The 26,693-nt window shown below is 30.1% G+C and carries 24 protein-coding genes; 5 read left to right on the plus strand and 19 right to left on the minus strand.

The genetic code is table 11. The features are described 5' to 3' along the window. Positions 1 to 120: 120 nt before the first annotated feature. The 8 genes from ACZ5RS_RS01015 to ACZ5RS_RS01050 form a co-directional block, all read right to left on the minus strand. Positions 121 to 1,218: a glycerol dehydrogenase gene (locus ACZ5RS_RS01015; protein WP_464637012.1), complete on the minus strand. Its 1,098-nt coding sequence runs from the start codon at positions 1,216 to 1,218 to the stop codon at positions 121 to 123. A 131-nt stretch (positions 1,219 to 1,349) separates the two neighbouring features. Next, positions 1,350 to 2,711 (minus strand): sigma-54-dependent transcriptional regulator, encoded by a 1,362-nt coding sequence (locus ACZ5RS_RS01020; RefSeq protein WP_464637013.1) that lies wholly within the window; start codon positions 2,709 to 2,711, stop codon positions 1,350 to 1,352. Then, entirely contained in the window at positions 2,711 to 4,027 is a 1,317-nt protein-coding gene (locus ACZ5RS_RS01025; RefSeq protein WP_464637014.1) for a sensor histidine kinase, read from the minus strand. Before ACZ5RS_RS01025 ends, ACZ5RS_RS01020 begins: the two co-directional genes overlap by 1 nt. 21 nt (positions 4,028 to 4,048) lie before the next feature. Further along, complete coding sequence (locus tag ACZ5RS_RS01030) at positions 4,049 to 5,236, minus strand: ABC transporter permease (protein ID WP_464637015.1); 1,188 nt, start codon at positions 5,234 to 5,236, stop codon at positions 4,049 to 4,051. A 6-nt stretch (positions 5,237 to 5,242) separates the two neighbouring features. Beyond that, positions 5,243 to 5,917 carry an ABC transporter ATP-binding protein gene (locus tag ACZ5RS_RS01035; RefSeq protein ID WP_464637016.1) on the minus strand — a complete coding sequence of 225 codons (675 nt, stop codon included), beginning with the start codon at positions 5,915 to 5,917 and terminating at the stop codon, positions 5,243 to 5,245. Further along, positions 5,917 to 7,062 (minus strand): efflux RND transporter periplasmic adaptor subunit, encoded by a 1,146-nt coding sequence (locus tag ACZ5RS_RS01040; RefSeq protein ID WP_464637017.1) that lies wholly within the window; start codon positions 7,060 to 7,062, stop codon positions 5,917 to 5,919. Before ACZ5RS_RS01040 ends, ACZ5RS_RS01035 begins: the two co-directional genes overlap by 1 nt. Before the next feature lie 10 nt (positions 7,063 to 7,072). Continuing rightward, the gene (locus ACZ5RS_RS01045; RefSeq protein ID WP_464637018.1) at positions 7,073 to 8,542 is read right to left on the minus strand and encodes a hypothetical protein; all 1,470 of its coding nucleotides are present in this window, start codon (positions 8,540 to 8,542) and stop codon (positions 7,073 to 7,075) included. 30 nt (positions 8,543 to 8,572) lie between these two features. Next, entirely contained in the window at positions 8,573 to 9,301 is a 729-nt protein-coding gene (locus ACZ5RS_RS01050; protein WP_464637019.1) for an SDR family NAD(P)-dependent oxidoreductase, read from the minus strand. Positions 9,302 to 9,581: 280 nt separating this feature from the next. On the opposite strand from ACZ5RS_RS01050, the gene ACZ5RS_RS01055 reads away from it, so the two are divergent. Beyond that, positions 9,582 to 10,499, plus strand: coding sequence for an Hsp33 family molecular chaperone HslO (locus tag ACZ5RS_RS01055; protein WP_464637020.1), 918 nt, complete (start codon positions 9,582 to 9,584; stop codon positions 10,497 to 10,499). Between the two features lie 71 nt (positions 10,500 to 10,570). Beyond that, positions 10,571 to 12,811, plus strand: coding sequence for a bifunctional 23S rRNA (guanine(2069)-N(7))-methyltransferase RlmK/23S rRNA (guanine(2445)-N(2))-methyltransferase RlmL (gene rlmKL, locus ACZ5RS_RS01060; protein WP_464637021.1), 2,241 nt, complete (start codon positions 10,571 to 10,573; stop codon positions 12,809 to 12,811). Positions 12,812 to 12,913: 102 nt separating this feature from the next. On the opposite strand, the gene garR is transcribed toward rlmKL, so the two are convergent. From garR to ACZ5RS_RS01100, 8 genes are all read right to left on the minus strand, one after another. After that, on the minus strand, positions 12,914 to 13,798 hold the full coding sequence (gene garR / locus ACZ5RS_RS01065; protein ID WP_464637022.1) for a 2-hydroxy-3-oxopropionate reductase: 885 nt from the start codon (positions 13,796 to 13,798) through the stop codon (positions 12,914 to 12,916). Between the two features lie 11 nt (positions 13,799 to 13,809). After that, positions 13,810 to 14,739 (minus strand): transketolase family protein, encoded by a 930-nt coding sequence (locus tag ACZ5RS_RS01070; protein WP_464624074.1) that lies wholly within the window; start codon positions 14,737 to 14,739, stop codon positions 13,810 to 13,812. A 4-nt stretch (positions 14,740 to 14,743) separates the two neighbouring features. Next, positions 14,744 to 15,586, minus strand: a complete 843-nt coding sequence (locus ACZ5RS_RS01075; protein WP_464637023.1) for a transketolase — start codon at positions 15,584 to 15,586, stop codon at positions 14,744 to 14,746. Positions 15,587 to 15,604: 18 nt separating this feature from the next. Further along, on the minus strand, positions 15,605 to 16,354 hold the full coding sequence (locus ACZ5RS_RS01080) for an SDR family NAD(P)-dependent oxidoreductase (RefSeq protein ID WP_464637024.1): 750 nt from the start codon (positions 16,352 to 16,354) through the stop codon (positions 15,605 to 15,607). A 2-nt stretch (positions 16,355 to 16,356) separates the two neighbouring features. Next, entirely contained in the window at positions 16,357 to 17,391 is a 1,035-nt protein-coding gene (locus tag ACZ5RS_RS01085; protein ID WP_464637025.1) for a zinc-dependent alcohol dehydrogenase, read from the minus strand. Between the two features lie 9 nt (positions 17,392 to 17,400). Further along, on the minus strand, positions 17,401 to 18,684 hold the full coding sequence (locus ACZ5RS_RS01090) for a TRAP transporter large permease (protein WP_464637026.1): 1,284 nt from the start codon (positions 18,682 to 18,684) through the stop codon (positions 17,401 to 17,403). Between the two features lie 8 nt (positions 18,685 to 18,692). After that, positions 18,693 to 19,190: a TRAP transporter small permease gene (locus ACZ5RS_RS01095; protein WP_464637027.1), complete on the minus strand. Its 498-nt coding sequence runs from the start codon at positions 19,188 to 19,190 to the stop codon at positions 18,693 to 18,695. 70 nt (positions 19,191 to 19,260) lie between these two features. After that, the gene (locus ACZ5RS_RS01100) at positions 19,261 to 20,424 is read right to left on the minus strand and encodes a TRAP transporter substrate-binding protein (protein ID WP_464637028.1); all 1,164 of its coding nucleotides are present in this window, start codon (positions 20,422 to 20,424) and stop codon (positions 19,261 to 19,263) included. Positions 20,425 to 20,863: 439 nt separating this feature from the next. Between ACZ5RS_RS01100 and ACZ5RS_RS01105 the strand changes: the two genes are divergently transcribed. Next, positions 20,864 to 21,565, plus strand: coding sequence for a FadR/GntR family transcriptional regulator (locus ACZ5RS_RS01105; protein ID WP_464637029.1), 702 nt, complete (start codon positions 20,864 to 20,866; stop codon positions 21,563 to 21,565). An 85-nt stretch (positions 21,566 to 21,650) separates the two neighbouring features. Here the strand turns inward: ACZ5RS_RS01105 and ACZ5RS_RS01110 are convergent, their stop codons facing one another. The 3 genes from ACZ5RS_RS01110 to ACZ5RS_RS01120 form a co-directional block, all read right to left on the minus strand. After that, positions 21,651 to 22,835, minus strand: coding sequence for an iron-containing alcohol dehydrogenase (locus ACZ5RS_RS01110; RefSeq protein ID WP_464637030.1), 1,185 nt, complete (start codon positions 22,833 to 22,835; stop codon positions 21,651 to 21,653). Between the two features lie 101 nt (positions 22,836 to 22,936). Next, positions 22,937 to 23,698: a Fic/DOC family protein gene (locus tag ACZ5RS_RS01115; protein ID WP_464637031.1), complete on the minus strand. Its 762-nt coding sequence runs from the start codon at positions 23,696 to 23,698 to the stop codon at positions 22,937 to 22,939. A gap of 171 nt (positions 23,699 to 23,869) precedes the next feature. Continuing rightward, on the minus strand, positions 23,870 to 24,865 hold the full coding sequence (locus ACZ5RS_RS01120; protein WP_464637032.1) for a fibronectin type III domain-containing protein: 996 nt from the start codon (positions 24,863 to 24,865) through the stop codon (positions 23,870 to 23,872). 319 nt (positions 24,866 to 25,184) lie between these two features. Here ACZ5RS_RS01120 and ACZ5RS_RS01125 point away from each other — a divergent pair, with 319 nt between their 5' ends. Together ACZ5RS_RS01125 and ACZ5RS_RS01130 are read left to right on the plus strand one after the other, a co-directional pair. Continuing rightward, positions 25,185 to 25,760 (plus strand): LOG family protein, encoded by a 576-nt coding sequence (locus ACZ5RS_RS01125; protein WP_464637033.1) that lies wholly within the window; start codon positions 25,185 to 25,187, stop codon positions 25,758 to 25,760. A gap of 11 nt (positions 25,761 to 25,771) precedes the next feature. Beyond that, positions 25,772 to 26,677 (plus strand): YitT family protein, encoded by a 906-nt coding sequence (locus ACZ5RS_RS01130; RefSeq protein WP_464637034.1) that lies wholly within the window; start codon positions 25,772 to 25,774, stop codon positions 26,675 to 26,677. Positions 26,678 to 26,693: the final 16 nt, after the last annotated feature.

The following is a 26,693-nucleotide window of genomic DNA, read 5'->3' on the forward strand; positions in this document are numbered from 1 at the left end:
TAGAATAACGAATTATTACAACAACAATAATATTACATTTATTTCTTAAACAGGTCAACTAAATAAAAAAGGATACTCTTATTAGAGAGTATCCTAGGTTTGTTAGTAGTTCAATTTATTTTAGTTTTTATAAGCTTTTCCTAATTCGTTGGCAGTTAAAATAGCTGCATAAACATCATTAGGGGTTACTTTAAAAGGCATATTACTCATAGTATCACCTTCAGCACAAGCTAAAGTTGCTACTTTCATGATTTCTTCTTCTTTAACTTCTTTAATTCCTAATTCAGCTAAAGTTGTAGGAAGACCTACACTAGTACAGAAATCTAATACTGTATTTATTTCTTCTGTTGTAGAATTTTCTAATACTAATTGAGATAAAGTACCGAAAGCAACTTTTTCACCATGGTACATGCTATGAGTTTCTTCAATAGCTGTGAAACCATTATGAATTGCATGAGCTGCTGCAATACCACCTGATTCAAAACCTACACCAGAAAGGTATGTATTTGCTTCAATTACATTTTCTACTGCTTTAGTACAAACTTTATTATCTGCAGCTACTTTTGCTTTATAACCATCAGCTAATAATGTTTTATAACATAATTCACCTAAAGCACTTGAAGTTAAAGAACCTGTTCCATTTAAACAGTTAATTGCATTTGATGCTGTACAAGCTCTTGCTTCAAAATATGTTGCAAGTGCATCACCCATACCAGCTACAATTAATCTAGAAGGAGCTTTAGCAATAATAGTTGTATCCATTAATACCATATTAGGGTTTTCACTTAAGAATAAATATTCTTCAAAAACACCTTCTTTTGAATATATTACAGAAAGTGCTGAACATGGTGCATCACTACTTGCAATAGTTGGACAGATAATTACTGGTAGTTTTGAATAATAAGCTGCAGCTTTAGCAGTGTCTAAAGTTTTACCACCACCAATACCAACAATTACATTTGCTCCTAATTTTTTTGCCTCGTCTTCTACTCTTTTAATTTCTTCTCTTGAGCACTCGCCGTTAAAATAAGTAAAGTTAATTGTTACATCTTTAACATCTTTAGCACCATCTTCGATAATAGTACCTAATCTTTTTTTGCCGCTTTCAGTAATTAAAACTAATAAGTTATCTCCTAAAGTTTTACCGAAAGATCCTAAATCGTTTAATGCATTCTTTTGTTGTACATATCTACTTGGTCCACCGATTATCATTGCCATTGTTCTGACTCCCAATAAGTAATTTTTTATCTAAAGAAACCATAACAGATTGCTATTATTTATTAAAGGGGTTTAGGTATTTATTTATCGATTTTTTTATATAAAAAAGAAGGCACATTTGCCTTCTCTTTTTATTTAGTTTTCTTATATTCGTCTATGTCATATTCACTGATTTTATTAAGTAAAGTTCGTCGACTTATACCAAGTTCTTGAGCGGCTTTTGTTTTATTACCGGCCCATCTTAAAAGAGATTCAATAATTTTCTCTCTTTCAACTTCTTTCAGTGATTTTACCTCTAGGCTCTTGTTAATTGCAGGTTCATTAACTTGAATTTTTGTTATTTTAACATTGTCATCTAAGTTTATATCGTCTTCATGGATTAAAATATCATCACAAAATAATATAGCTCTTTCAATAACATTTTCTAATTCTCTAACATTCCCATAATACTGACCACTTTTGAGTTTTTCGATAGCATTTGGAGTAAATCCTGTTATTAATTCATTACCCATTTCTTTCTTAAGACGTTTCAAAATTCCTGCAGCTAATAATGGAATATCATCTCTTCTTTCACGAAGTGGAGGTAATTTGATTCTTAAAACATTCAATCTAAAATATAAATCTTCTCTAAATGTTCCATCATTAACCATTTGTTCAAGATTTTTATTTGTTGCTGCAATAATTCTTACATTGATATCTCTTTTTTGAGTATCACCCAATCTTTGAACTTGTCTATCATTGATTACTGTTAATAACTTAACTTGTAAATCTAATGGTAAATCACCTAATTCATCTAAAAATAAAGTACCACCATTTGCAACTTCAAAAAGACCCATCTTCTTATTCACAGCACCTGTAAAAGCACCTTTTTCATGACCAAATAACTCACTTTCAATCAATGTAGCAGGGACCCCGCCAATATTAATTGATTGGAAAGGACCATCATCACCAAAACTTTGTCTATGAATTTCTTTAGCAACAACACCTTTACCTGTACCACTTTCACCTGTAATTAAAACATTAGATCTAGTTTTTGCACATCTAGTTATTGTCTTTTTAATATCAAGCATTTGTTGAGATTGTCCAATAAAAGAAGAATCTTCGAAAACATCTTCAGCTACTAATTGTTTTACCTTATTAGCCTCAACCATTTTCTTAATTTTATCTACTAATTCTTCTGGATTAAATGGCTTTACAATATAATCAGCGGCACCACCTTTTAAAGCTGATACTGCATCTGAAATCTCGCCATGAGCACTAACCATTATTACTGGAATATCATAGCCTTCATCTCTCATCCATTTTATAAGTTCTAGACCATCCATCCCTGGCATTTTTAAATCTACAACCATAGCATCAAATGAATCTGAAAAAAGTAGCCTCTGGGCTACTAATCCATTTTCGGCTAATTCACTATCTATATCGCAAACACTAAAAAACTGACTTAAAGATGTTCTAATGTTTACTTCATCATCTACTATCAAAACTCTCATCAACGGCTCCTATGAGTATGTGAGGGCGCTAACGGTAAAACAACTTGAGCAACTGTTCCACCACCTTCTCTAGGATATAAATTAAGATTTCCACCTCTTGCACGAACAAATTGACGACTGATTGATAAACCAATTCCACTTCCTGAAGTCTTTGTGGTAAAGAAAGGATCATAAATTTTATCCTTTACTCCTTCAGGTAATCCATCCCCTCTATCATTTATATCAATCTCAACAGTACGAGCTTTACTACCCTTCTTTATTATAACCTCAACTTGAGGATTTTTTCCACTCTCAACAGCATTTTTAATTAAATTCTCGAATACACTTCGAGCTCTTAATTTATCCATTTTAACATAAAACTCTGAATATGAATATAATTCAATTTTATTTGGAAATTTTGATATTATATCTTTTACAAAGTCTACAAGTTCAAATTCACTTGGAATTCCACTTGGATTATGCAAGAATTCACTAACTTTATCAGTTAATATTTTTATTCTATCTACTTCAGATTGAATTACTTCAAGATTTGTTTTATAGGATGGATCTACTTTTACTCTAAGAATTGCTAACTGAATATTAATTGAACTTAATGGGTTTTTTATTTCGTGAGTAAGAGTTCTAGCCGCTTGCCCTAAGTTTACTAGGTTTCTTTGACTATCTAATTTGATTCGATATTTTCTATTATTATAATAAATTCTAAATATAAATATGAATAATACAGTTATCAAAGCTAAAGCGACAAACAACATAATCCTTAGATTTTTTTGGATTTCATTATAAGCTTTACCCTCTAGTACTATATACAATACATCTGGGAAACTTACTGTTGGAGCTTTAAAATCTGAGAGTTTAACCAAGGTAGGATCTATAACATCCCACAAGACTGTTAATCTATTAATAAATCTAATATATTCAATAGTATCATTATCATAATTGTATGTTGCAGTTCCTCCATTGGTTTCTGAAGAACCCCAACTACTAAAATTATCTACTGTTGTTTGTGGTAAGATTTTAGGAACATCGCCTAAGGATAAAACTTGTTTACCTGTATATGAATAAACACCAACTCCAATAATTCCTTTACTTTGTAATTCATCATTTGCTTTAATTGGATCGTCTTTTAAATAATAAAAAACACTGTTAAAAGCTTGTTCCGCTTCCATTTGTAGCCTTAGATATTCTCTATCTTGAAAAGCATTAAATAAGGATAAAACGAAAATTATAATCAATACATATGCGACAGCAAGGCCACTTATAACAAATAAGTGTTCCTTGCCGTTTATAAAAGAATTATTAAATCTTTTTATTTTCATCACTGTTCCTAATAGTAAATCTTATTCGTAGTTTAATGCTTCTATAGGATCTAATCTAGAGGCTGTCATTGCGGGGTACCAACCAAAGAATACACCAACAAACATACTAAAGCCAACCGCTACTATAAAAGAATTATAGGAAAGTGCTAATTCCCATCCAGCTACATTAGTTACTGCATAACTAATTAAACTTCCAAATAATATACCTAGAAAACCACCAATCAATGTTAGAGTTACAGCCTCAACGATAAATTGTCCTCTAATAACAGAAGGAGATGCTCCCAATGCTTTTCTGATTCCAATTTCTTTAGTTCTCTCAGCTACAGAAACTAACATAATATTCATTATACCAATACCACCTACTAATAAGGAAATACCAGCAATTGCAGCTAAGAATAAACTTAATGTTGAAGTTACTTCATTAGCCATTGTAGTAATCATTGCAGGTGAGAAACTTGAATAACTATCACTACCAACTGAGGTATCTAAGAATTCATTTAATTCATCACTTACTTTTATTGTATCAAAGTTTTTATTTGTTTTAACAACATAACTAGATACAACATCATTATTTACTAATTTTGTAGTAAATGTATTAAAAGGAATGAACACTGAATTATCAAAACTCATAGTATAAGATTGTTCTTTAGCAGCTAAAACACCTACTACTTCATAGCTTTTGACAGTTCCTGATTGTAATATAAAGTTTACTCTTTGTCCTATTGGATTTTCTACAGGAAAGAGTTCTTTTGCAATACCATTACCGAGAACAACAACTTCTTTGTGATCAATATTTTGAGTAACACTATATGAAGAACCTCTTTCAAATTCTAAATTTTGTGCATCAAAATATAATGATTCTGTTCCAATTATTCTTGCATTAATACTCTTTTTGTTTGCCCTAATATTACCATTATTCATCATTTGAGGAATTACTTGATCAATTCCTTCAACACTATTTTTTAAGGTTTGAGCGAACTCACTTGTAAAAACATCCTGAGTTCTCTCATTAGGTTGTGTCCAAATCGAAATTATATCTGTTCCACCAGCATTCAAACTTTTAGTAATATTTGCTTGAGCACTATCTCCTAAATTTAATATTGCAACTACAGCACCAACACCGATTACAATACCCAATAGAGATAGAGCTGTCCTCATCTTACTAGCTTTCATTGCTGATAGAGCTAATTTAATATTTTCCCAAAACATAATATTCTATCTCTCTATTTTTCCATCTCTAATATGGATTTGTCTCTTACAACGATTACCTAGATCCCTATCATGGGTTACAAAAACTACGGTTCTACCTTCAGCGTTTAAGTTTTCAAATAATTCCATTATTTGATTACCTGTTTTTGAATCTAATGCCCCAGTAGGTTCATCAGCTAACAAAATTGCAGGATTACTTACAATTGCTCTAGCGATAGCTACTCTTTGTTTTTGTCCACCTGATAATTCATTTGGACGGTGGTACATTCTATCTTTTAATCCAACTTTCTCAAGAGCTTGCATAGCTCTTCTTTTTCTCTCTCTTGGTTTTATACCAGAGTATAAAAGTGGAGTTTCTACATTTCTTAGGGCACTTTCTTTTCCAAGCAAATTAAATTGTTGAAAAATAAAACCTACTTTTTGGTTCCTAATATAGGCTAATTCTGTTTCGTTTAAGCCAGCAGTATTTTCTCCATCGATATATATATTTCCACTAGTTGCTGTATCAAGACAACCAATTAAATTCATCATAGTTGATTTACCACTACCTGAAGGTCCCATTATTGCAGTAAATTCACCTTTTTGAATATCGAGAGAAACACCATCAAGAGCTTTAACAAAGAAATCACCTACTAGGTAGTATCTTTTTACATTCTCTAGATGTATTACATTTTTAGCCATTATCTTCTTCCTATCATTCCTGTTTGCATTTCTTGTTGGAATGTCAAAGCTTTCTTAATTACTAAAGTATCTCCTGCTTCAACTTCACCAGATAATACTTGACACTTTGATTCACCTAAATACTTAATTTTAACTACAACATCTTTTAGGCTACCATCATCCATTTTCTTTGTTACAACAGTATCATCACCGCTTTGTCTAATAGTAGCTTGATCAATAATTAATCTATTAATTTCTTTTCCACTTTCAATTGTTCCATTAAATGTGAATCCAGTTCTTAAACCTTCTGGTGGATTATTAATAGTAATTTCAACATCCATTACACCAAAGCCTTGAGAATTATATCTACCTAGCATTGGGATTTTTGTAACTACAGCTTCTGCTTCTACACCAGGAAGAGAGTCGAATGTTAAAATAGCTTTTTGTCCAACTTCAATATTATTTATATCCATTTCATCAATTTCTACTGTAGATTTAAATCTACTTAAATCTGCAATAATCATATTAGAAGTTGTAGAACTTAAATTATTATAATCACCAGTTTCCCAACCTTGATAGGCTACAACACCATCAAAGTTTGCAATTGCTTTAGTATATTCTAGATTGTTTTGAGCATTCTTTAATTGTAGTTCTAACAATTTAACTGTATTAGCATTACCATTTAATTTTGCACTTTCTAAATCACTTTGTAATTTAGCAATCATATATTGTTGGTCAGTATCATCAACAGTTGCTAAGATATCACCTTTTTTAACAGCATCGCCTTCTTCAAAGTTAACAGCTGTAATAGCACCACTTGTTCTAAGAACAACATCTTGTAAATCATAAGCACTTAATGAACCACTAATATTTACAATAGGATGGCTTATTTCTTCAGTTACTAAGGATTCAGTATATAAATCTTCTGTAGGAACTTGAGCTACTTCTTCTTGCCAAGGCAATCTACCATTTGTGTTATAGAAAGAATAAAAATAATAACCACTAGCTAATAAAGCTAATATTATCAACCAAATAATTGTTTTTTTGGTCTTTTTTCTTCTAAGTTTTTTCTTAATTTCTTTTCTTACCTGAGTCTCAGTATCTTCTTCAACTTCTACATTAATTTTATTTTCAACGCTGTCGTCGTCTTTGTATAAATCAGCCATTTCAAGCCCCCTATAAATTCATTTGTTCAATATCAAGTTCGATGGTTAACCCATCGATTAGTAAGGTTAGTTTATCGTAATTTAATTGTGATAAATCAAATTCGATATCATCAATTTCACTCTTTGTTGCCAAACCTAGGTCTAACATCTGTTTCTTTAATTCTAAATTATCTTTATTAAATTGAATGTTATTCTCAAGTTGTTTATATTGAGCATTCCAATTTGTTACTTGTGATTTAAGACTTAGTTTTGTTAATTCTACATTTTGGATAGTTGCATTTTGTGCAAGTTGTGCACTAATTAATGCATTTTCATTTAATTTATTATCGATTATATCACTTTCTGTTGTTGTATCATTTGTCCATGTTCCACCAACTTGGAAAGATGGAGTAACTGAAGTTCCAAAATCTATATCTAAATTTGTTCCAGCATTAAGAGTAAAATTATCAGCACCATAAGTTGCTTGTGCTGCTAAAGCCATGTCTTTATTTGCTCTAGCATAAGTTGTTAAATTAGTATAAGTAGCATAAGGTTTATCTACTTGAGTAGTTAAATTTATATAACTTTGAGTCTTTTCTCTTTCAACTTGGTCAATAGTATCTTGTTTAATTCTTACATTTAATTTTGCAAGTTGAACTGATAAACTATCATCACTAGAAGAGTTAATTTCTAAATTAGGCATTCTTATATCATCAACATCTTTATAATCAATACCTGTATATTCTTTAAAGTTTTCAAGTAATGCTTGATGTTGAGCTTCTAAGGTTTCAAGAGAATCTTGATAAGCTTTTAGAGCTAAATCATATTGTTTATAAGCAATAGAATCTTTACTTATTTGATTTAGTTTTAAACTATCGTTTATTATTTTTTCTTGATCTGTAATCTTTTTCTCAATATCTGCTTTTGATTTCTCATTAGCTAAAATGTTTTTAACATAGGAATAAACATTTTGCTTAAAATCTACTACACCATTTTCATAAGTTTGATTTGCTTTTAATAAAGTAATTTGATTATTTAAATCTTTCTGATTATTTGTATAATCTCCTATTAAAAAGTTATGGGACAAACCTAAAGTAGTTTTTGCATCTAAAGTAGGATCCCCATCAGTACCATTAGCACTTGAATTATATTTTAGTCCACCATCTAAAGTAATAGTAGTTGTATCACTTACTTGATCACTAGAAGTTGGAATATAATCACCAGGGATAATTACACTAACTAAATTTGAAGATCCACTATCAAGTAGATAAATACCAGATTCAGGTGTTGAAAAATTTGAGGAGACATTAACTTTTGTTTTTGCATCCAATTCACTACCTTCAATAGATAACATTGTATAATCTTTATTTAACTTCAAATTTGTTATTTGGTCGCTGTTATTAACTGCCTCATTTACTAAGTTATTAAGGGAAGTTGCACTTAATAAACTAAAAGATGTAAAAGCAATTAAACCTAATAAAATAAGTCTTTTTCTTTTCATGTATATAACCAAGAAATCTTGGCCTCCTATCTATATTAGTTTCGTGGGCAATATAGAAAGACCACTATCGACCTTTAGTGTTTGTCCACTTACTTGTTCGCTATTTATAAAATAATTAATTGCATCAATTATTTCTTTTGACTTTGTAATACCAAAAGGTAATACATCCTCAATCTTCTTAAAATATTTCTCCTCATATTCTTTTGCTAAAGTAAAACCTGGAGCTATTTCATTAACTCTTACTATTGGGGCTAAACTATTAGACAATAATTTTGTTTGAAAAGACAATGCATTTTTTGCTAAATAATATGGAATCCTACTATCTGTAGGTCTGTCCAGTTGAGCATCGCTTATATTTACTACACATCCTAATTTATTATTTAATTTAAGATATTTATAAAATTCTATTGATAATAACAAAGGAAATACAGAATGAATATCATTATATTTTTCAAGTATTTCTCTGGTGATATCTTCTGTTTTGATTCTATTAAAAATTGAAGCCGCATTAATTATAATGTCTATTTGGTTGAAAAGATTTAGTGTAGAAGAAAAAAAGTCATTAACATCAACTTTAGTAAAGTCTGCTTGAATAATTTTACAATTATTAAGGCCAAGCTCACTTTGAATTTCTAAAGCCTTTTTTTGATTACTATTATAATGAATTATAATTCTGTAATCTTTTGCTAATGCAAAAGCAATTTCTCTTGCTAATGCTGTAGCTGAACCTGTAATTAAAACTACTTTTCTTTTTTCCATTTTTTTCTCTTTTCTTTACACAAAAAAATATAACACTATAAAGTTGCTTACTTAGTTATATGAGTAACTAACCATACAATTTTATAAAAAAAGTGTCAATTAGATGTATGCAAAGTCCATGCCAACTACATATTTGCTTAAATAATACTAAAATTGCGGGCAATCGCCAACAAAAATTAGTACTATTCATAATTTAATGGCATATTTTACCATTTTTTAAATCATATAGATATTAATTATCTTGAAAAAAGAAGACTTTTATCCTAATCTTTCTTTCGCTATGATAAAAAAACAAATAACAGATTCACAACTATTAGAACATTTAAATAATCTTGATGAAGATGCAAGAGAAGTGTTCTTATTAGAAGATAATAAATTTAGAGCAACAATTATTAGCACAACTCATTTATTAAACCAAATGAGAGCTAATCATGAACTAGGAGTAATAGAATCTCTAGTTCTTGGACAGGCTTATATTGCAAGTGCACTTTTATCTGCAACTGTAAAAGGTAATGATAGAGTTCAACTTACAGTTGAATGTGGTGGTCCTGTTGGAGGCATTTACACTGAAGCTTGGGCTTGTGGTGCAGTAAGAGGTTATTTAAAAAATAATCCTATCGAATTAACAAAAGAATTAACTAGTTTTGATACTAGTGATTTATATGGACCTGGATTTTTAACAGTTACAAAACTCATTGAAGGTAATAAAACTCCATTCACTGGACAAGTTATGCTAAAGAGTGGAAACCTAGCACAAGATTTAGCTTCTTATTTTATAGAGAGTGAGCAAACTCCTTCTCTATTTAATTTATCAATTGATTTTGACAAAGATGGAAGAATCATTGGAGCTGGTGGACTTTTTATTCAAGCTTTACCTGGCTGTGAAGATGAAGATTTAGAAAAAATGGAAATTTTAGCAAATAAGCTTCCATCTCTTTCAAAGAATATAACTAAAAATACTAGTCCTAAAGAATACATTATGGCTAACTTTCCAAGTGCAGAGCATTTAGCTCATGAAACAGTAGGATTTTCTTGTCCTTGTTCAAGAGATAATTTTTCAAAGCATTTAATGGGATTACCAGAAAATGAAAAAGTTGCTATATTAAATGAAAGTACATTTCCACTTGTTTTAACTTGTTTTAACTGTAATAGTCATTATGAGTTCAGTGAAGATGAAATCAAAGATTTAATGAAATAATATACTTACAAATTGATAAGTAAGTAAATATATATTATTAATCTCTGGGGAATCAGAGGTAAGGAGAAAACATGGTTTTTTTTGCAACGTGCGCAGCAAACCAACAAGATATCTTAGAACATGAAATTCATGATCTAGGAGTTGAAGAAACCAACGTAACAAACGGTGGTGTTGAATTCGAATGTGACTTAGAAGTAGCTTATAAGTTTACTTTATATACAAGAGTTGCTTCTCGTCTTTTATTAGCATTATATCAAGATGATGATGTAATTAATGCTGATGAATTATATCAAAGTGCAATGGAAATCCCATGGGAAAATTGGGTTACTCCTGAAAAAACTTTTTCAATCACACAAACAGTTAAACATTGTAAATGGCTAAAAAATGGTCACTTTGCTGCTATCAGATTAAAAGATGCTATCGTAGATAGAATCAAAAACAATTTTGATGGAGAAAGACCTAATGTTGAAAAAGATAATCCAGATGTATCTTTCCATATACATATAAGAAATGACAATGTAATTTATTTTGTTGACTTCTCAGGTAGAAAACTTCATAAAAGAGGTTATCGCCTAGCTTTCATCGATGCATCAATGAGAGAAACTTTAGCTGCTACTGTTATCAAAAGAAGTGAGTTTAGAAGAGTCCTAGAAGGTGAAAATGTTGAAGAAATTCCAACTCTATTAGATCCTTTCTGTGGTGCTGGCACTATTTTAATTGAAGCCGCTCTTTGGGCTAGTAAAGTAGCTCCTGGCTTAATTGATAGTGAAAGATATGACTTTTTGAAACTTCCAATTCATGATGATGAAATTTGGCAAAAAGTTATTAATCAGGCTATAAAAGAAGAGGAAGAAGGCAGCAAAAGAGATTTTAAATTCTATGGTTGGGATATTGATCCTAAAGCAGTTGAAGTTGCAAAGAGAAATGCTAAAGCAGCGGGTGTTGCTGATAGAATTGTTTTTGAAGTTAAAGATTTTACTCAAATTACAAAAGAAGATATTCCTACTGATAATGGTTATATAATTACTGACCCACCTTATGGTGTTAGATTAGATGAAACAGATATTGAAGTTTTATATTCTAAAATCGGTAAAACTTTAAATGAATTATTTGGTGGTTGGAATGTAACAATCGTTTGTGGTGAAAAAGAACTTTTAGGTTTTGTTAATATGAAACCAAATAGAACAAACTCTGTTATGAACGGAAGCATTCCTTGTCAAATTGCTCATTACTATGTATTTAGTGAAGAAGAAAGACTAGAATTTATAAAAAAAGCAGAAGAAAGAAAAAAAGAAAGATTATCAATCCCATTAAGTGAAGGCTCTCAAATGGCATATAATAGATTAGTTAAAAATCTAGAGAGAATCACACCTTTAATGGAAGAAGAAAATGTTACAAACTATAGAATCTATGATGCAGATATGCCTGAATATAATGCTGCAATTGATTTATATGCTAATAAATATGTTGTATTAAGCGAATATGCTGCACCAAATAGTATCGAAGAAGAAGCTGCTGAAAAACGTTTAGAAGAATTAATTCTTGCAACTGAAAGAGCTACTAATATCGATATTGATAACATTTTTGTTAAAACTAGATTAAAGCAAAAAGGTAATAATCAATATAAGAAATTAAATAGCAAAAGCCATTTTATCATCATTAATGAAAATGATGCAAAGTATCTTGTAAACTTTAATGATTATCTTGATACAGGTATTTTCTTAGATCATAGACCTATTAGAAAGAAACTAAAAGAATTGTCTAAAGATAGAAGATTCTTAAATCTATTCTGTTATACAGCTACTGCAACAGTTCAAGCTGCTATGGGTGGAGCTCTATCAACAGTATCCGTTGATGCTTCTTCAACATATCTTGATTGGGCAATTAAAAACATGGAATTAAATAATTTTAAAACCATGAATCATTTTTATTACAAAGAAGATTGTATGAGCTATCTATATAATACTCACGATAGATTTGATTTAATTTTCTGTGATCCTCCAACTTTCTCAAATGGTAAAGGAAGAGATTCCTTTGATGTTCAAAGAGATCATAAAAGATTAATTCACTTATGCATGAGACACTTAGACAAAGGTGGTATTTTAATATTTAGTAACAATAATAGAAAATTTGTTTTAGATAATTACATTTATCAAGATTATGATGTAAAAGATATTACTGAAGAATCTATTGGTTTAGATTTTGAAAGAAATTCAAAAATTCACCAATGTTATTTAATTAGAGAAAGACAAGTTATAAAAGTTAGAAAAAACCCTAAAAAGGTTATTAAAAAAAATAATATAACTCTATAATAAAAATATAGCTAAGTATAAAAGATTAATTAAAGAATATGTTATATATAACATATTAAAGGACTTGTTACAGTAATGTAACAAGTCCAAGGTAAATTAATGTTACTTGCCTATTTTTATTCCTGAGATTCTTTCATAATACTCAGCTAAACCACTATGATCGTGTTGACCTTTTCCGTCAAAATGTAAATTCTCGAACATTTCTTGTACTTGAACAGAAATAGGCACTGGACTTCCTATTTCATGAGCTGTAGAAATTGCATTTGCTAAATCTTTTATATGTAAATCAATTTTAAAGCCTGGGTTAAAATTTGATTCAATCATCATTGGAGCTTTTGCATTCATTACCGTAGAGCCTGCTAACCCTCCTCTGATTGCTTCAAAAACAGTTTGAGGATCTACACCAGTCTTTTTCGCTAATGTCATTGCTTCTGCTAAAACAGCGATGTTTCCTGCTACAATAATTTGATTAGCAAGCTTAGTTGTATTACCAGCACCTATAGCTCCACACAAAACAGCAGATCCTCCAAGAATATCTAATATAGGTTTTACTTCATCAAATAAAGCTTTTTCTCCTCCACACATAATTGACATAGTGCCATCAATAGCTTTTGGTTCCCCACCAGAAACTGGAGCATCAAGCATTCTAACTCCTTTTTTTTCACAGGCTCTTCCTATTTCTTGACTAGCCAATGGAGCAATTGAAGACATATCGACATATTTTAAACCAGATGCAGCACCTTCTAATACACCTTTTTCACCCAAAACAACAGCCTTAACATGAGGAGAGTTTGGTAGCATTGTTATTAGTAAGGGGACTTGAGAGGCAATATCTGCTGCACTTTTCCCTCTAATTGCACCAGCTTTTTCTACTTCAACAATATTTTCTTCAATTATATCAAATACAATAACTTCATGACCTGCTTTTAATAAATTTTTAACCATTGGTTTACCCATAATTCCTAAACCAACAAATCCAATTTTCATAATTATTTCTCCTATTTATTTAAAATTTTTAATACTTTTTCGACAATATCATTTTCAGTCAAATGATATTTTTCAAGCAATTCTTCATATTTTTTAGCACTAGTACCGTAGCTATCATTTATTGCAACCATACCTATAGGTAAAGGACAATCACATAAAGCTTCAGCAACTGCACTTCCCATTCCACAAAAAACATTATGTTCTTCAGCAGTAATTATTGCTTTCACACCTTTTATATTTTCTTTTAATTGTTCTAAATTTAAAGGTTTTATAGAGGATAAATTAACAACCCTTGTACTAATTCCTTTTTCTTCCAAAATTGTTGCTGCTTTTAAACTTTGCGAAACCATAGTTCCACATGCAAATATAACAACATCCTTACCTTCTTTCATTTTTGTCATCTGACCAAAGATATAAGGCTTATTAGGATCTGTTAACTCTGGAAGCTCAGCTCTACAAACTCTCAAATATACTGGGCCTTTATGATTTAACATTGCATGAACCATCTGCTTTGTCTCAATTGCATCGACAGGACATAAAACACTCATATGAGGAAGTACTCTCATTATTCCAATATCATCAATTGATTGATGCGTTTTTCCATCCCCAAAATCAGACAAACCAGCAGAAGAGCCACATATCATTACATTTAAATTAGGAATAGCTATTGAAGATCTTATTTGATCATAAGGCCTTCCTGATGAAAAGACAGCAAAAGAACTTGCAAAAGGAATTTTTCCAGCTAAGGATAACCCTGCTGCAGTAGAAATCATGTTTTGTTCAGCTATTCCCATCTGAAAATATCTTTCAGGATATTCATTTTGAAAATATACACTCATAGTAGATTTTCCTAGATCAGCTTCTAAAGCAACTACTTTTTCACAATTTCCAATTTCTACTAAAGCTTCACCATAAGCTTTTCTAAGACTTGATGTTTTCATTGTTTTATATCTCCTCTCTCATTCTTTCAATACACTTTAAACTTTCTTGATATTCTTCTTCTGTTAACGATGCATTATGATATTGACACTTCCCTTCAGCAAAAGGAAAACCTTTACCCTTAATTGTTCTTGCAACAATCACTGTTGGAAAACCTTTAGTGTTATCGGCTTTTTTAATAGCTTCTCTAATCTCATTAATTGAATGACCATCTATTTCTATGACCTTCCAACCAAAAGCTTCAAATTTATCAGCAATTCTATCAATTGGAAAAATTTCTTTTGTTGTCCCTGAAGCTTGTACAGAATTTTTATCGACAAATAAACATAAATTATCCAATTTATAATTAACACAACTCATTGCAGCTTCCCATATTTGTCCTTCTGATAATTCACCATCTCCACAAACACAAAAAACTTTTGCATCATTCTTATCTAATTTTAATGCCATAGCCATACCACTAGATATACTCAAGCCTTGGCCTAAAGACCCGGTAACAGCTTCAAGTCCTGGTGTTTTATCTATATCTGGATGACCTTGAAGAGTTCCATTAAGAGTTTTTACCTTATGTAATTCCTCTCTATCAAAATATCCCAACTCAACCAAAGCAGCATATTGTGCTAAAACAGCATGGCCTTTAGAAAATATAAGACGGTCTCTGTTTGGATCTTTTGGATTTTTTGGATCTAAATTTTTCATCCTTTCAAAATACAAAACTGATAAAACATCTGCAATTGATGAACTACCTCCAAGGTGACCGACTTTACCAGGGGGTATCATTTCAATGATATTTGCACGAATTTGAGTTGCCATTTTTCTCAAATATTTTTCTTTATTTACTGAGTTCATTATTATCCTCCTCAATTTCTAATAACAAGTTACTCCACCATCTACACAAAGAGCTAATCCATTAATAAAGGAAGCTTCTTCACTAGATAAATATAGGACTGCATTGGCTACATCATCTTTTGAACACAATCTACCCAAAGGGACTTCTCCATAACGCTGCGCTTTCTTCTCAGGATCTTTGAAAAGTTCATCAATAAATGGCGTATTTACTGTGCTTGGATGTATTGAATTGCATCTAATTCCAAATTTGGCATATCTAGATGCAATAGATTTTGTTAATAAAGTTACAGCACCTTTTGTTGTCGTATATGCTTCAGGAGTGAATTTATGACCAACAAGGCCACATACAGAAGACATGTTAATAATTGAACCATCTTTTTGTTTTTTCATTATAGGCAAAACAAATTTTGTACCTAAAAAAACTGATCCAACATTAACATCCATCATTAATTTCCATTCATTTAAACTAATATCTTCTATATCTTTTCTTATGTTTATTCCTGCGTTATTAACTAAAACATCAATTTTATTTTCTTTCTCTATTACTTCATTAACAGCTTTTTTCCAACTATCTTCACTAGTTAAATCCATGCATATAAAGTGCAAACTATTTTTATCTTTATTTTCATTTATAAGATCAGTTCCTTTCTCTTTATCTAAATCAAGAACATAGACTATTGCACCAGCATTAACTAATTTAATGCTCATAAATGAACCTAATCCACCGGCACCACCAGTGATCAAAAAGACTTTACCTTGTAGATTCATTTTTACATCTCCAAAATTATTTTAATCTTTTCGCCTTTAGGATTATTTTCTAAAGCTTCAAAGGCTATTATTGAATCATTAAAACTATACTTATCTGTAATAACAGGAGAAACATCAATTGAATTATTTAAAAGCAAATCTACACAAGTTTTAAAATCTTCAAAGTTATATACATAATTACCCTTAATTGTTAATTCAGTAGTAACAATTTTTTGCATATTTACTTCAATCATTTTTTGAGCATTTCCAATCCAAATTGCAGTCCCTCCAATTTTTAAGCAATCAAGAGATGAACTTGCAGTTGGAGTTATGCCTACAGCTTCAATTGAAAAATCACACATTTTTGAATCAGTTATTTCTTTTATTGTTTCTATAAGATTTTCTTTAATAGGATTTATTAAATAGGTTGCCCCCATTTTTTTTGCGACATTTAATCTATAATCCATAGTATCACTTACAAAAATATTTTTTGCACCGCGATAATTTAATATTGCAATAGCTAATAATCCGATTGTACCTGCACCAATTACTAAAAAATTTTCACTAGAATTTAAATCATTATCAGTAATTTTACTTACAGCTCTATAAGCAACAGCTAAAGGTTCAGCCATAGCGGCAATATTAAAATCCAATTGATCATCTATTGGTATTAAATATTTTTCTTCAATATTAACATATTCACACATTGCACCATTATTATCTAAAACGCCCATACAAATACCATTTGGACAAACATTAATTAATCCTTTTTTGCAAAATTCACATTCTCCACAAAAAAATTTTGGAAAAACAACTACTTTTTGTCCAACTTGAAATTTAGCATTTATATTAGGGGCTTTTTCTACAATTCCACTAAATTCATGTCCCATAATCATAGGAGGAGTTCTTCTTCCTGTTTTACCTAAATAACCTTCAAAATCGGACCCACAAATGCCGCAAGAAACAATTTTTATTAAATATTCTCTATCATTTATTTCTGGAATAGGAACATCTCTCATTTCTAACTTTCTTGGTCCCAAATAAAATAATGCTTTCATTTTCTCTCCTTAATATATATATCCCAACAAACGTGGAACGAATAAAATCAAATTTGGAATATATGTTAGTAATAACAAAGCTGCTAATTCAACAAAAATAAAAGGCAAAACAGCTTTAGCAATTCTCTCAAAATCTAAATGTGCAATTGGAGCTGCTGCAAATAAACAAACTCCCATTGGTGGAGTACTTAATCCAATATTTAGGTTAACTAACATTACTAAAGCAAAATGTAATGGAGCCACTCCTAATTGAATTGCTACTGGTAATAATATTGGAGCTAACAATAATACAGAAACGCCAGTATCTAATAACATCCCAGCTATTAATAAAATTACATTCATCATCAATAAGAAAACAAACTTATTATTTGTAATAGATAATATCGTTTTAGCCATTATTTCAGGGACTCTTTCTATTGCCAAAAATTGACCAAATAGAGAAGCCATAGAAATTATAAATAAAACAACAGCACCTGAAACTGCACCAATAATAAAACTTTGCCAAATATCCTTATATGTTAAAGTTTTTAAAATAAATCTTCCTGCAATAATTGCATATAAACAGGCTATTGCGGCAGCTTCAGTTGGCGTAAAAAACCCTGAAAAAATACCTACTACAAGAATTATTGGACATAATAACGCAACAATAGATTTTTTTAGAATGATAAAGGTTTCTTTAAATTTTATTTTTTCAGTTCTTCTTGGATGATTGTATTTTTTTGCATAATATAGTGATAACGCCATCAAAGCTAAAGCTATAGCAATACCTGGGACAAAACCTGCTGCGAATAAAGCTCCGACAGATTCCCCTGTACACGTTGAATAAATTATCATTACCACTGAAGGCGGAATTATAGGCCCAATTACAGAAGAAGCACAAGTTACTGCAGCGGCATACTCAGGAGTATATCCATCTTTTTCCATAGAAGGTATTAATACAGAGCCTAATGCGACTGTATCTGCAACCCCACAACCAGTAATTCCGGCAAAGAACAAACTAGCTACAATATTAACTTGCGCTAAAGCCCCTGGAATTCTACCAACAAGAATTTTTGAAAATTCAATTAAGCTATCAGTTATTTTAGACCTATTCATCAATTCCCCTGCAAGAATAAAAAAGGGAATTGCTAATAATACATAATTGTCTAAACCACTATATAGTTTTTGTCCTATCATAGACATAGGAATATTTCCCACAAACAAAAAGTAATACAATGAAGCACTACCAAGAACAAAAGCTATAGGAACTCCTATTATAAGAAGAACAACAAACACTAAAATTATTATACTCATTTTTACACCTATTGACCTATAGTTAGTTCTTTAATATTTTGACACTTTAGGATATTAGATAATCCAGCTAAAAGATGTACTATCATACAAGCAAATCCAAGAGGCAAAAAAAGTTTTACATACATCATTGAAAAAGGGATAATATCACCTTTAATTCTATAAGCACTTATTGCAGCAGAATAGCTATAATACAAACAAAAACTACAAACAAATATTACTGCTAAATATGCAATTACAGTTACAACTTTAGCAATCTTTAAAGGAAGTCTTGTGACAATAATATTAACACCTACGTGCTGTTTTTTATATACAGCAACACTTCCACCTAAAAAACCAATCGAAATTAATCCCCATCTAGCAATTTCTTCAGTCCATGAAGGATTATTTCTAATAATTCTTCCTCCAATTCCAATAAAAATTACTATGAATACGCAAATTAATAATAGTCCAGAGATTACAGAGGTAATTTGAGCGATTTTTTTACTAATCATATTTAATATTTTCATATTGATCTCCGCTTAAAAAATCCCAGAGCATTAGAATATCTAATGCCCTAGAAATTTGAGCATCAGTAGATTAATATCCACATCTTTTTTCAGATTTAGTAACTTCATCTAAGAACTTATCTACAATTTCATCACCTATTTCACCACGTAACCAATCATATGTAGGTGCAGCCGCATCTTTGAACATGTTTAATTCAGCTGTAGTAGGAACATATACTTCCATAGCAGAATTAACGGTATCAAAATCCAAAACTCTTGAAGCTAAGTCTTCTGCAGCCCTGTCTGCTTGTTGTGCATGATAAGCTGAAACAGCTATAATATGTTGTTCATCTTCAGTCAAACTGTTATAAAAATCACTATTCATCATTACAAAATTTTCACTCCAAGTATGACCATCTAAAGTAATATATTTTTGAACTTCATACCATTTATTTGCGGCAATATTCCAAATTGGATTTTCTTGACCATCAACAACCCCTGTTTGACAAGCTGTATATATTTCTCCAGAAGCTAATGGCGTTGCACTAGCTCCCATTGCTTCAACCATTTTTACATATATTGGACTTTGCATAACTCTAAATTTAATACCTTTCATATCTTCTGGGGTATGAATAGGTCTAACATTATTTGTAAAATGTCTTGTTCCATTTTGTCCTACTGAGAGCATTTTCAATCCACTAATATCTTCAAATTCAGAGCACATATCTTTCCACAAATCACTATTGTCAAAGAAATCCCAAGCTACTTCATCTCCTTTAAAAACATAAGGAAGGAAAATACACTGTAACTCAGGCATCAATGCAGAAGCTGTTCCAGTACAAGTTACCATCTCAATACTACCTGTCATAGCCATTTCCATAGTTGCTTTTGTATCACCTAATGCATTACCTGGATACAATTCAACTGCAATTTTACCATTAGATAAAGATTCAACCATACTTTTAAATACTAATGCATAAGCATGTTCAGGTAGAGGGGATTTAGCAATATCAGGCCAAGTTGCATTATCATAATAAGCGAATCTGATAACTTTTTCTGCATTTGTAGTGCTATCATTTTCTTTGATTGATACTGCATTAGCAACAGCTTCCTTTGTTTCAACATTTTGTGTTGTTAAATTTGATTCAATTGCTCCTGAAGCAGGTTTTGCATCAGCTTTTTTTTCACAGCTAACAAATAACCCTAGAATCAATGTTAACATAATCAATGAAAAAATTAATTTTCTCCTTTTCATACATAAACTCCTTTTGTTTAATTGAGTTTATCGTAGCATTGTATACTTTAGCTGTCAACAAATAATATTATTTTTAAATATTTATTATATTAGTTTCAACAACATATTATAATATGATAGCTTTAATTTAACAACTTACAAGAAATAAATCCCATTTTTTGCTTATAATGTAAAATAAATATAAATAAATAATTAATTATTGATTATAAACCAAATTTAAGATATTATGCTATATATAACAGATTTTCATATAATTGAATTTAAAATTTTAAATTAAGCTATCTTTTCTTTTTTTAAAATATATATTATAATATGTCATGTTTATATTAATAAACAATATAGGGAATAAAGCATTAAGCAATTGATTATCTTATATTTTTTTGATTATCATAAAACAAATAACAAAGATTTGTTATAAATAATATACAATGAGGCGCCTATGAAAAAAAAAGAACCTTTAAAAGTTGTCATATCACATACTCTCGAAGAAGAAATTTTATCAGGAATCTGGCAAATTGGTTCTTTGCTACCTTCGGAAATAAATTTATGTGAAAGATTCTCTGTAAGTAGAATTACAATACGAGCCGCAATACAGATTTTAGAAATTAGAGGATTTGTAAAATCAATTAAAGGAAAAGGAACTGAAATAATTTCTACTAATCCTAATTCAACTCTAAATTTTAATTCTTTTACATCAGATAAGCCATCAAATGAAGACATAATTGCAGTAATTGAATTAAGAAAAGTCTTTGAAAAAGGAATTGCAGGAATTGCTGCTGAAAGAATCAATAAAAATGAAATCATCGAATTGGAAGAAGTCTATAAACATATGATAACATCTGCTCGAAATACTGAAGAATTTTCTAAAACAGATTTTCAATTTCATGTTTTACTTGGAACAGCAACAAAAAATCCTTTTATTATTAAAACTTATGAATCTATGCAAACATATCTAAGTGAAACAATGGAACAAATAGTATCTATTATGGGATCAGCTAATGGATTAAGATTTCACAAGCAATTGTTAGAAGCTTTAAAAAAACATGATAAAGATTTAGCAGAAAAGATTATGGAAAAACACATACAAGATACAATAGATGCTATTACAATTTTCTTTACAGAGCATAAAGATTTTAAATAATCTAATGTAAAAAATTTCATATTATACTAAATTTATATAGCTGATGTCACTTAGCATCAGCTATTTTTATAATCATATATAATTATTATTTTGCCATATTATAAATTTTAATTAAATCATCTTTATCAAGACCAATGGTAGTACCTATTAATCTACCACCAAAATTTGTTGCCTTAATACTTAATTCTTCAATTTCTTTATCACTTGGATTTAAACCTAATTCTTTTAGGTTTGTTGGCATATCAATACTTCTATAAAATTCTCTTAGTTTTTCAAGACCTGCCAAAGCTGTTTCTTTTGGACTATCTTTAGCTTCAACATTCCAAACTTTGATTGCAAACTTTTCTAATCTATCCTCGATTTTATCAAAAACATATAATGCCCAAGCACTGAATACTGCACTTAATCCAGCTCCATGAGCTACATTATACATTCCTCCTAATTCATGTTCAATTTTGTGAACAGCCCATTCACCAGAATTTGTACCACAACCAGTTAACCCATTATGAGACAAACTACTAGCCCACATGACATTCCATCTAGCTTGAACATTTTGAGGATCTTCTTTTAAAATTTTAGCATTTTTAATTACTGCTCTCATTAATCCTTCAGCAATTTCATCTGTAATATCTAAGTTTTGATCTCCATCAGTATTAAGATATCTCTCCATAGTATGCATTAAAATATCTACAATTCCACTAAAAGTTTGATAATTTGGAAGTGTTAAAGTTAATAAAGGATTCATAATTGAAAATCTACAAGCAACATCTGGATGTTTACAAGATCTCTTTAAAAGACCTTCATCTTTAGTTATTACACAACCACTACTCATTTCAGAACCAGCCGCAGCAATTGTTAAAATTGATGCAACTCTAAAAGCTCCTTCAACTTTTCTTTTTCCTTCAAAAAAGTCCCAAACATTACCACCATTAAATAAACCAATAGCTATAGCTTTTGAAGAGTCAATTACACTACCACCACCTACTGCTAAAATAAAATCAACACCTTCTCTCTTACAGAGATCAATGCCTTCATTAACTTTAGATAATAGAGGATTAGCAACTACCCCGCCTAATAATACATAAGAAATATTTGCATCATCTAAATAAGATTTTACTCTATCAATTAATCCTGATTTTATGGCACTTTGACCACCATAATGAATTAATACTTTTTTAGGATTAAAAGGTTGCAATTCTTTAGCAATATCTTTTTCCCCATTTTCTTTAAAAATCACTTTTGTTGGAGTGTAATAATTAAAACTGTTCATAAATATACCCCTTTTGTTATTCTTTCTATATTATATAAAAAAAATTTAATTAATCAAATTATAAAAAAACAAATCCTAAATTAATAAGATTTGTTTGATTTTTATTTTTTATAAACGACTTCTTCAAGAACATCAATTAGTGGTTGATAATCACCATCAATAGCACAAATATCAGCTTCTAATAATCTATCAGGATCTATTCTAGCCCAATCTACTATATAGCCAGCTAAATAGATTAAATCCCAAAAGAACAATCTAGCTGCTAAGGCATTGCCTTGTCTAAAAGGATGTAGGGCTTCCACTTCTCCCATGTAATATGCTAAATCATTAATAAATGATTCTCTATCTAAGCCTCTTAAATATCTTTCTTTTTGTAATCTTTCAAAGATTTCTTTAGCAGAACTAACAATGTATTCAGGCCGACAAAACTCTGTTCTTTTTGCAGCAGTTTTTGTCCTTAGTGAACCTGCTGAAGGATAAATATCACTAAATAAAGAAGAATGAATTTCTTTTAGTCTTTCTAAATCAAATGGCCCATCAATTTTATTAACCATCATTTCAGCAGTTCTAATAGAAGTTATATAAATAGCAACTTCTCTTAATTTATGTCTATCTTTAATATCAAAGAAATTAAAGAAACAGATTGTGTTTTCGTAACAAGAAAAATCTTTATCACTAGCAACATAATTTTGATTAATTAAAGAATTATCAATAATATATTTCTCAATCAAACTATCGGCAGTCTTATCTTCATCTAATACTGCTAATATATCAGCCTCATCGTCATCAGAAAGTTCAAAACCTTCTGAATCATAATTAAATCTAATATAGTCGATGCACCGTTGCATGCGGCCTTTTTTCATTATTTTTCTACTTGGAGGTTTTTCCTCCATCTCCTTGTCATACAATAAATTTATTAAATAATACAAATACCATTCAACTTTGGCAAGGTATTGTGTATTAAGTTTTACAATAATCACTAAATAATAAATGGGTCAGCAGTAACTGACCCATTTTATATTAAAATATTTTAATTAAAACATTAATTTTATATTAGGTGTTACTTCAACTCCCCACTTATCTAGGTTATTCCAATCACTCATACCACCAAATTTTCTAAACTTAGCATCTGCAGCAATTTGGATATGGTCATTAACTTTAATTCCTAGACCTAATTGAGCACCATAACCAATTAAGAAATAGTTAGCAACATCTGCATTAAAGTCTAAACCACCAATATATGGGTAATTAACAATTGTAGCATCTACAAATGGAGCAACATCAACAACAACTCTGTTAAAGTTTAATTCCATTTCAGGAGCTACTGTTACTCTTAAGCTATAATCAGATAGGCTAGTATCTAAGAAGAAACTCTTTAATGCATTCATTGCATTTCCTGAAGTTGGAACTACTAAGAAATCAGTATCGATATTTAAACCAAATCCAACTTTAGAGAAAGCTAAGATGTTATTAAAACCAAGTCCAAGTCCAACACTTGCATTATATTGATCATAAGTTGTTGTGCCACTATTTATTTCAGCTAAAGTATAAACACCAGAACCCCTTAGTGAAACACTAGTATAATAAGGTACTTTTGTCTTTACAGCTTTTGGAGCTGCAACAGTTTCTTCTTTAACAGGGGCCTGTACTTCTTCAGCTTTTGGTTCACTAGCAACTACTTCTGGAGTTGGCTCTACAATTGTAGGAGCTTGAGCAACTTCAGTTGTTTCTTCAGCAAATAATGGCATTGCAGTTGAAGAAGCGCTTGGTGACCAATTAACTCCATCATATGTTTGTTGTAAATATAGTGTATATTCTTTTGAACCATCTAAATTTTGAATAGCACAAGAAGTAGTGTTTGCATCAACAACAACCCAATTCTCTGGATCTTCACCGTTTAATTGATATCTAAAACCTGTAATTTGAGGGTCATCAAGCATCCATTCCCAAGTAATAACCACGTCAGTAGCAAAAACCATAACAGGTAATAATACTAATAAAGCTAATAATGTAATAAATCTTTTTTTCATAATAGTTTTGCAGGGATACTATCCCCTTATCTCCTTATAATTCTTTCATAGGTCGTTTAATTAAATAATACACAATTTAAAAAAAACTAACAACTAAATTGTTTTTTATAGTTATATTATAGCACTAATTGCTACATTTTAACATATTAAATAAATTTCTCTAATTTAGAGTATATACATATCATAATACTTTTTCACTAAAAATCAAATTCATAAATAACAAATACATAAAAAAACCAATTTATGACAAAACAGCAAAATTTTAATTACCATAAAAATAACTTGCCACATAATTAGTTAATGATGTATGTTAGTTTATATGAATAAAATTAATAACTTAGCAGTGTTTTGTGGTTCTTCTACCGGTAAAAAACAAATATATAGTGATGTTGCTATAAAAGTAGGAAATTATATTGCAGATAATAATATGACTTTAGTCTATGGCGGAGGCAATATAGGATTAATGGGATTAGTTGCCTCTAGTGCCTATGAAAAAGGGGCAAAAGTTATTGGAGTTTTACCTAAAAGATTAAACTTACCTCAAGTCTGTAACAAAGTAGTTGAAACAGAGAGAATCATTAAAGAAGATATGTATGCACGAAAAAAGGAAATGTATAATAGAAGTGATGCTTTTATTGCAATGCCAGGAGGAATTGGAACTTTTGAAGAATTCTTTGAAACTTTTACCTGGTTACAATTAAATATACACACAAAACCTATTGGTTTATTAAATATTGATAATTTCTATACCCCTTTATATGACTTTTTAATCCAAGCCCAAGAAAAAGGGTTCATGAAAAAAGATATTTTAGATTGTTTAGCAATTTCTGATAATATTGATAGCTTAATTAAAATCATGAAAAACAAGGATTTATCTTTAAGTAAAAAAGTTTAAAGGAGGAAGATATGGAAAAAGATCCTATTCAGTATAAAATTCTCGAGTATTTCTACATAATAATTGGAACTTTTCTAACTGCTCTTGGAGTAGTTTTATTTGCAAACCCTGCACAAATAGCAAATGGCGGGGTAACAGGTATAGCCATTATTTTATATCATACTTTAAATTTTGATTTAGGTATTACAATATTTATTTTAAGCTTACCTTTATTCATTCTAGGGCTTTTAATTTTTGGTAAAGAATATGGATTAAAATCTTTAGTTGGAACTTTTTTATACTCTGGTTTTACAATTCTTCTCTCACATTTAATTGGAAATAATGGAATTATTAATTATGACTATCATGTTTCTTATCTTTTATCAGCAATCTTTGGAGGAATTTTATTTGGTTCTGGTCTAGGGTTTGTTATGAAAAGTGGTGCAAACACTGGAGGCACAGATATTCTTGCTCAAGTAATCTCTCGCTTCACTTGTTTAACACTTGGAAATGCAATGTTTATAATTGATGCAATAATAGTAAGTTGTAGTATCTTTATATTTGGAATTGAAGCAGCTATGTATGCAATTATAACAATATATATTACAAGCGTTGGTATTGATAAAGTATTATTAGGATTTGGAAGCTATAGTTCAAAAACTATTTATATAATTTCAGATAAAAAAGAAGAAATCAAAAAAGTTGTTCTTGAAGAATTAAATCATGGGGGAACAATTTTAGAAGGTAAAGGCCTATATACTGATAAAGAAAGACCAGTATTAATGACAGTAATTTCTAACAATAAAACAGGAAAGTTTATTAATCTAATTCATAAAATTGATAAAGATGCTTTTGTAATTGTTCATGATGCATACCAAGTTATGGGAGAGGGATTTACTCCTATTGCAACTGCAGCTTGGAGATCTAAGCACATATAAAAAAACTCTCCTAAAT

Source organism: Pleomorphochaeta caudata (genome assembly GCF_055395745.1).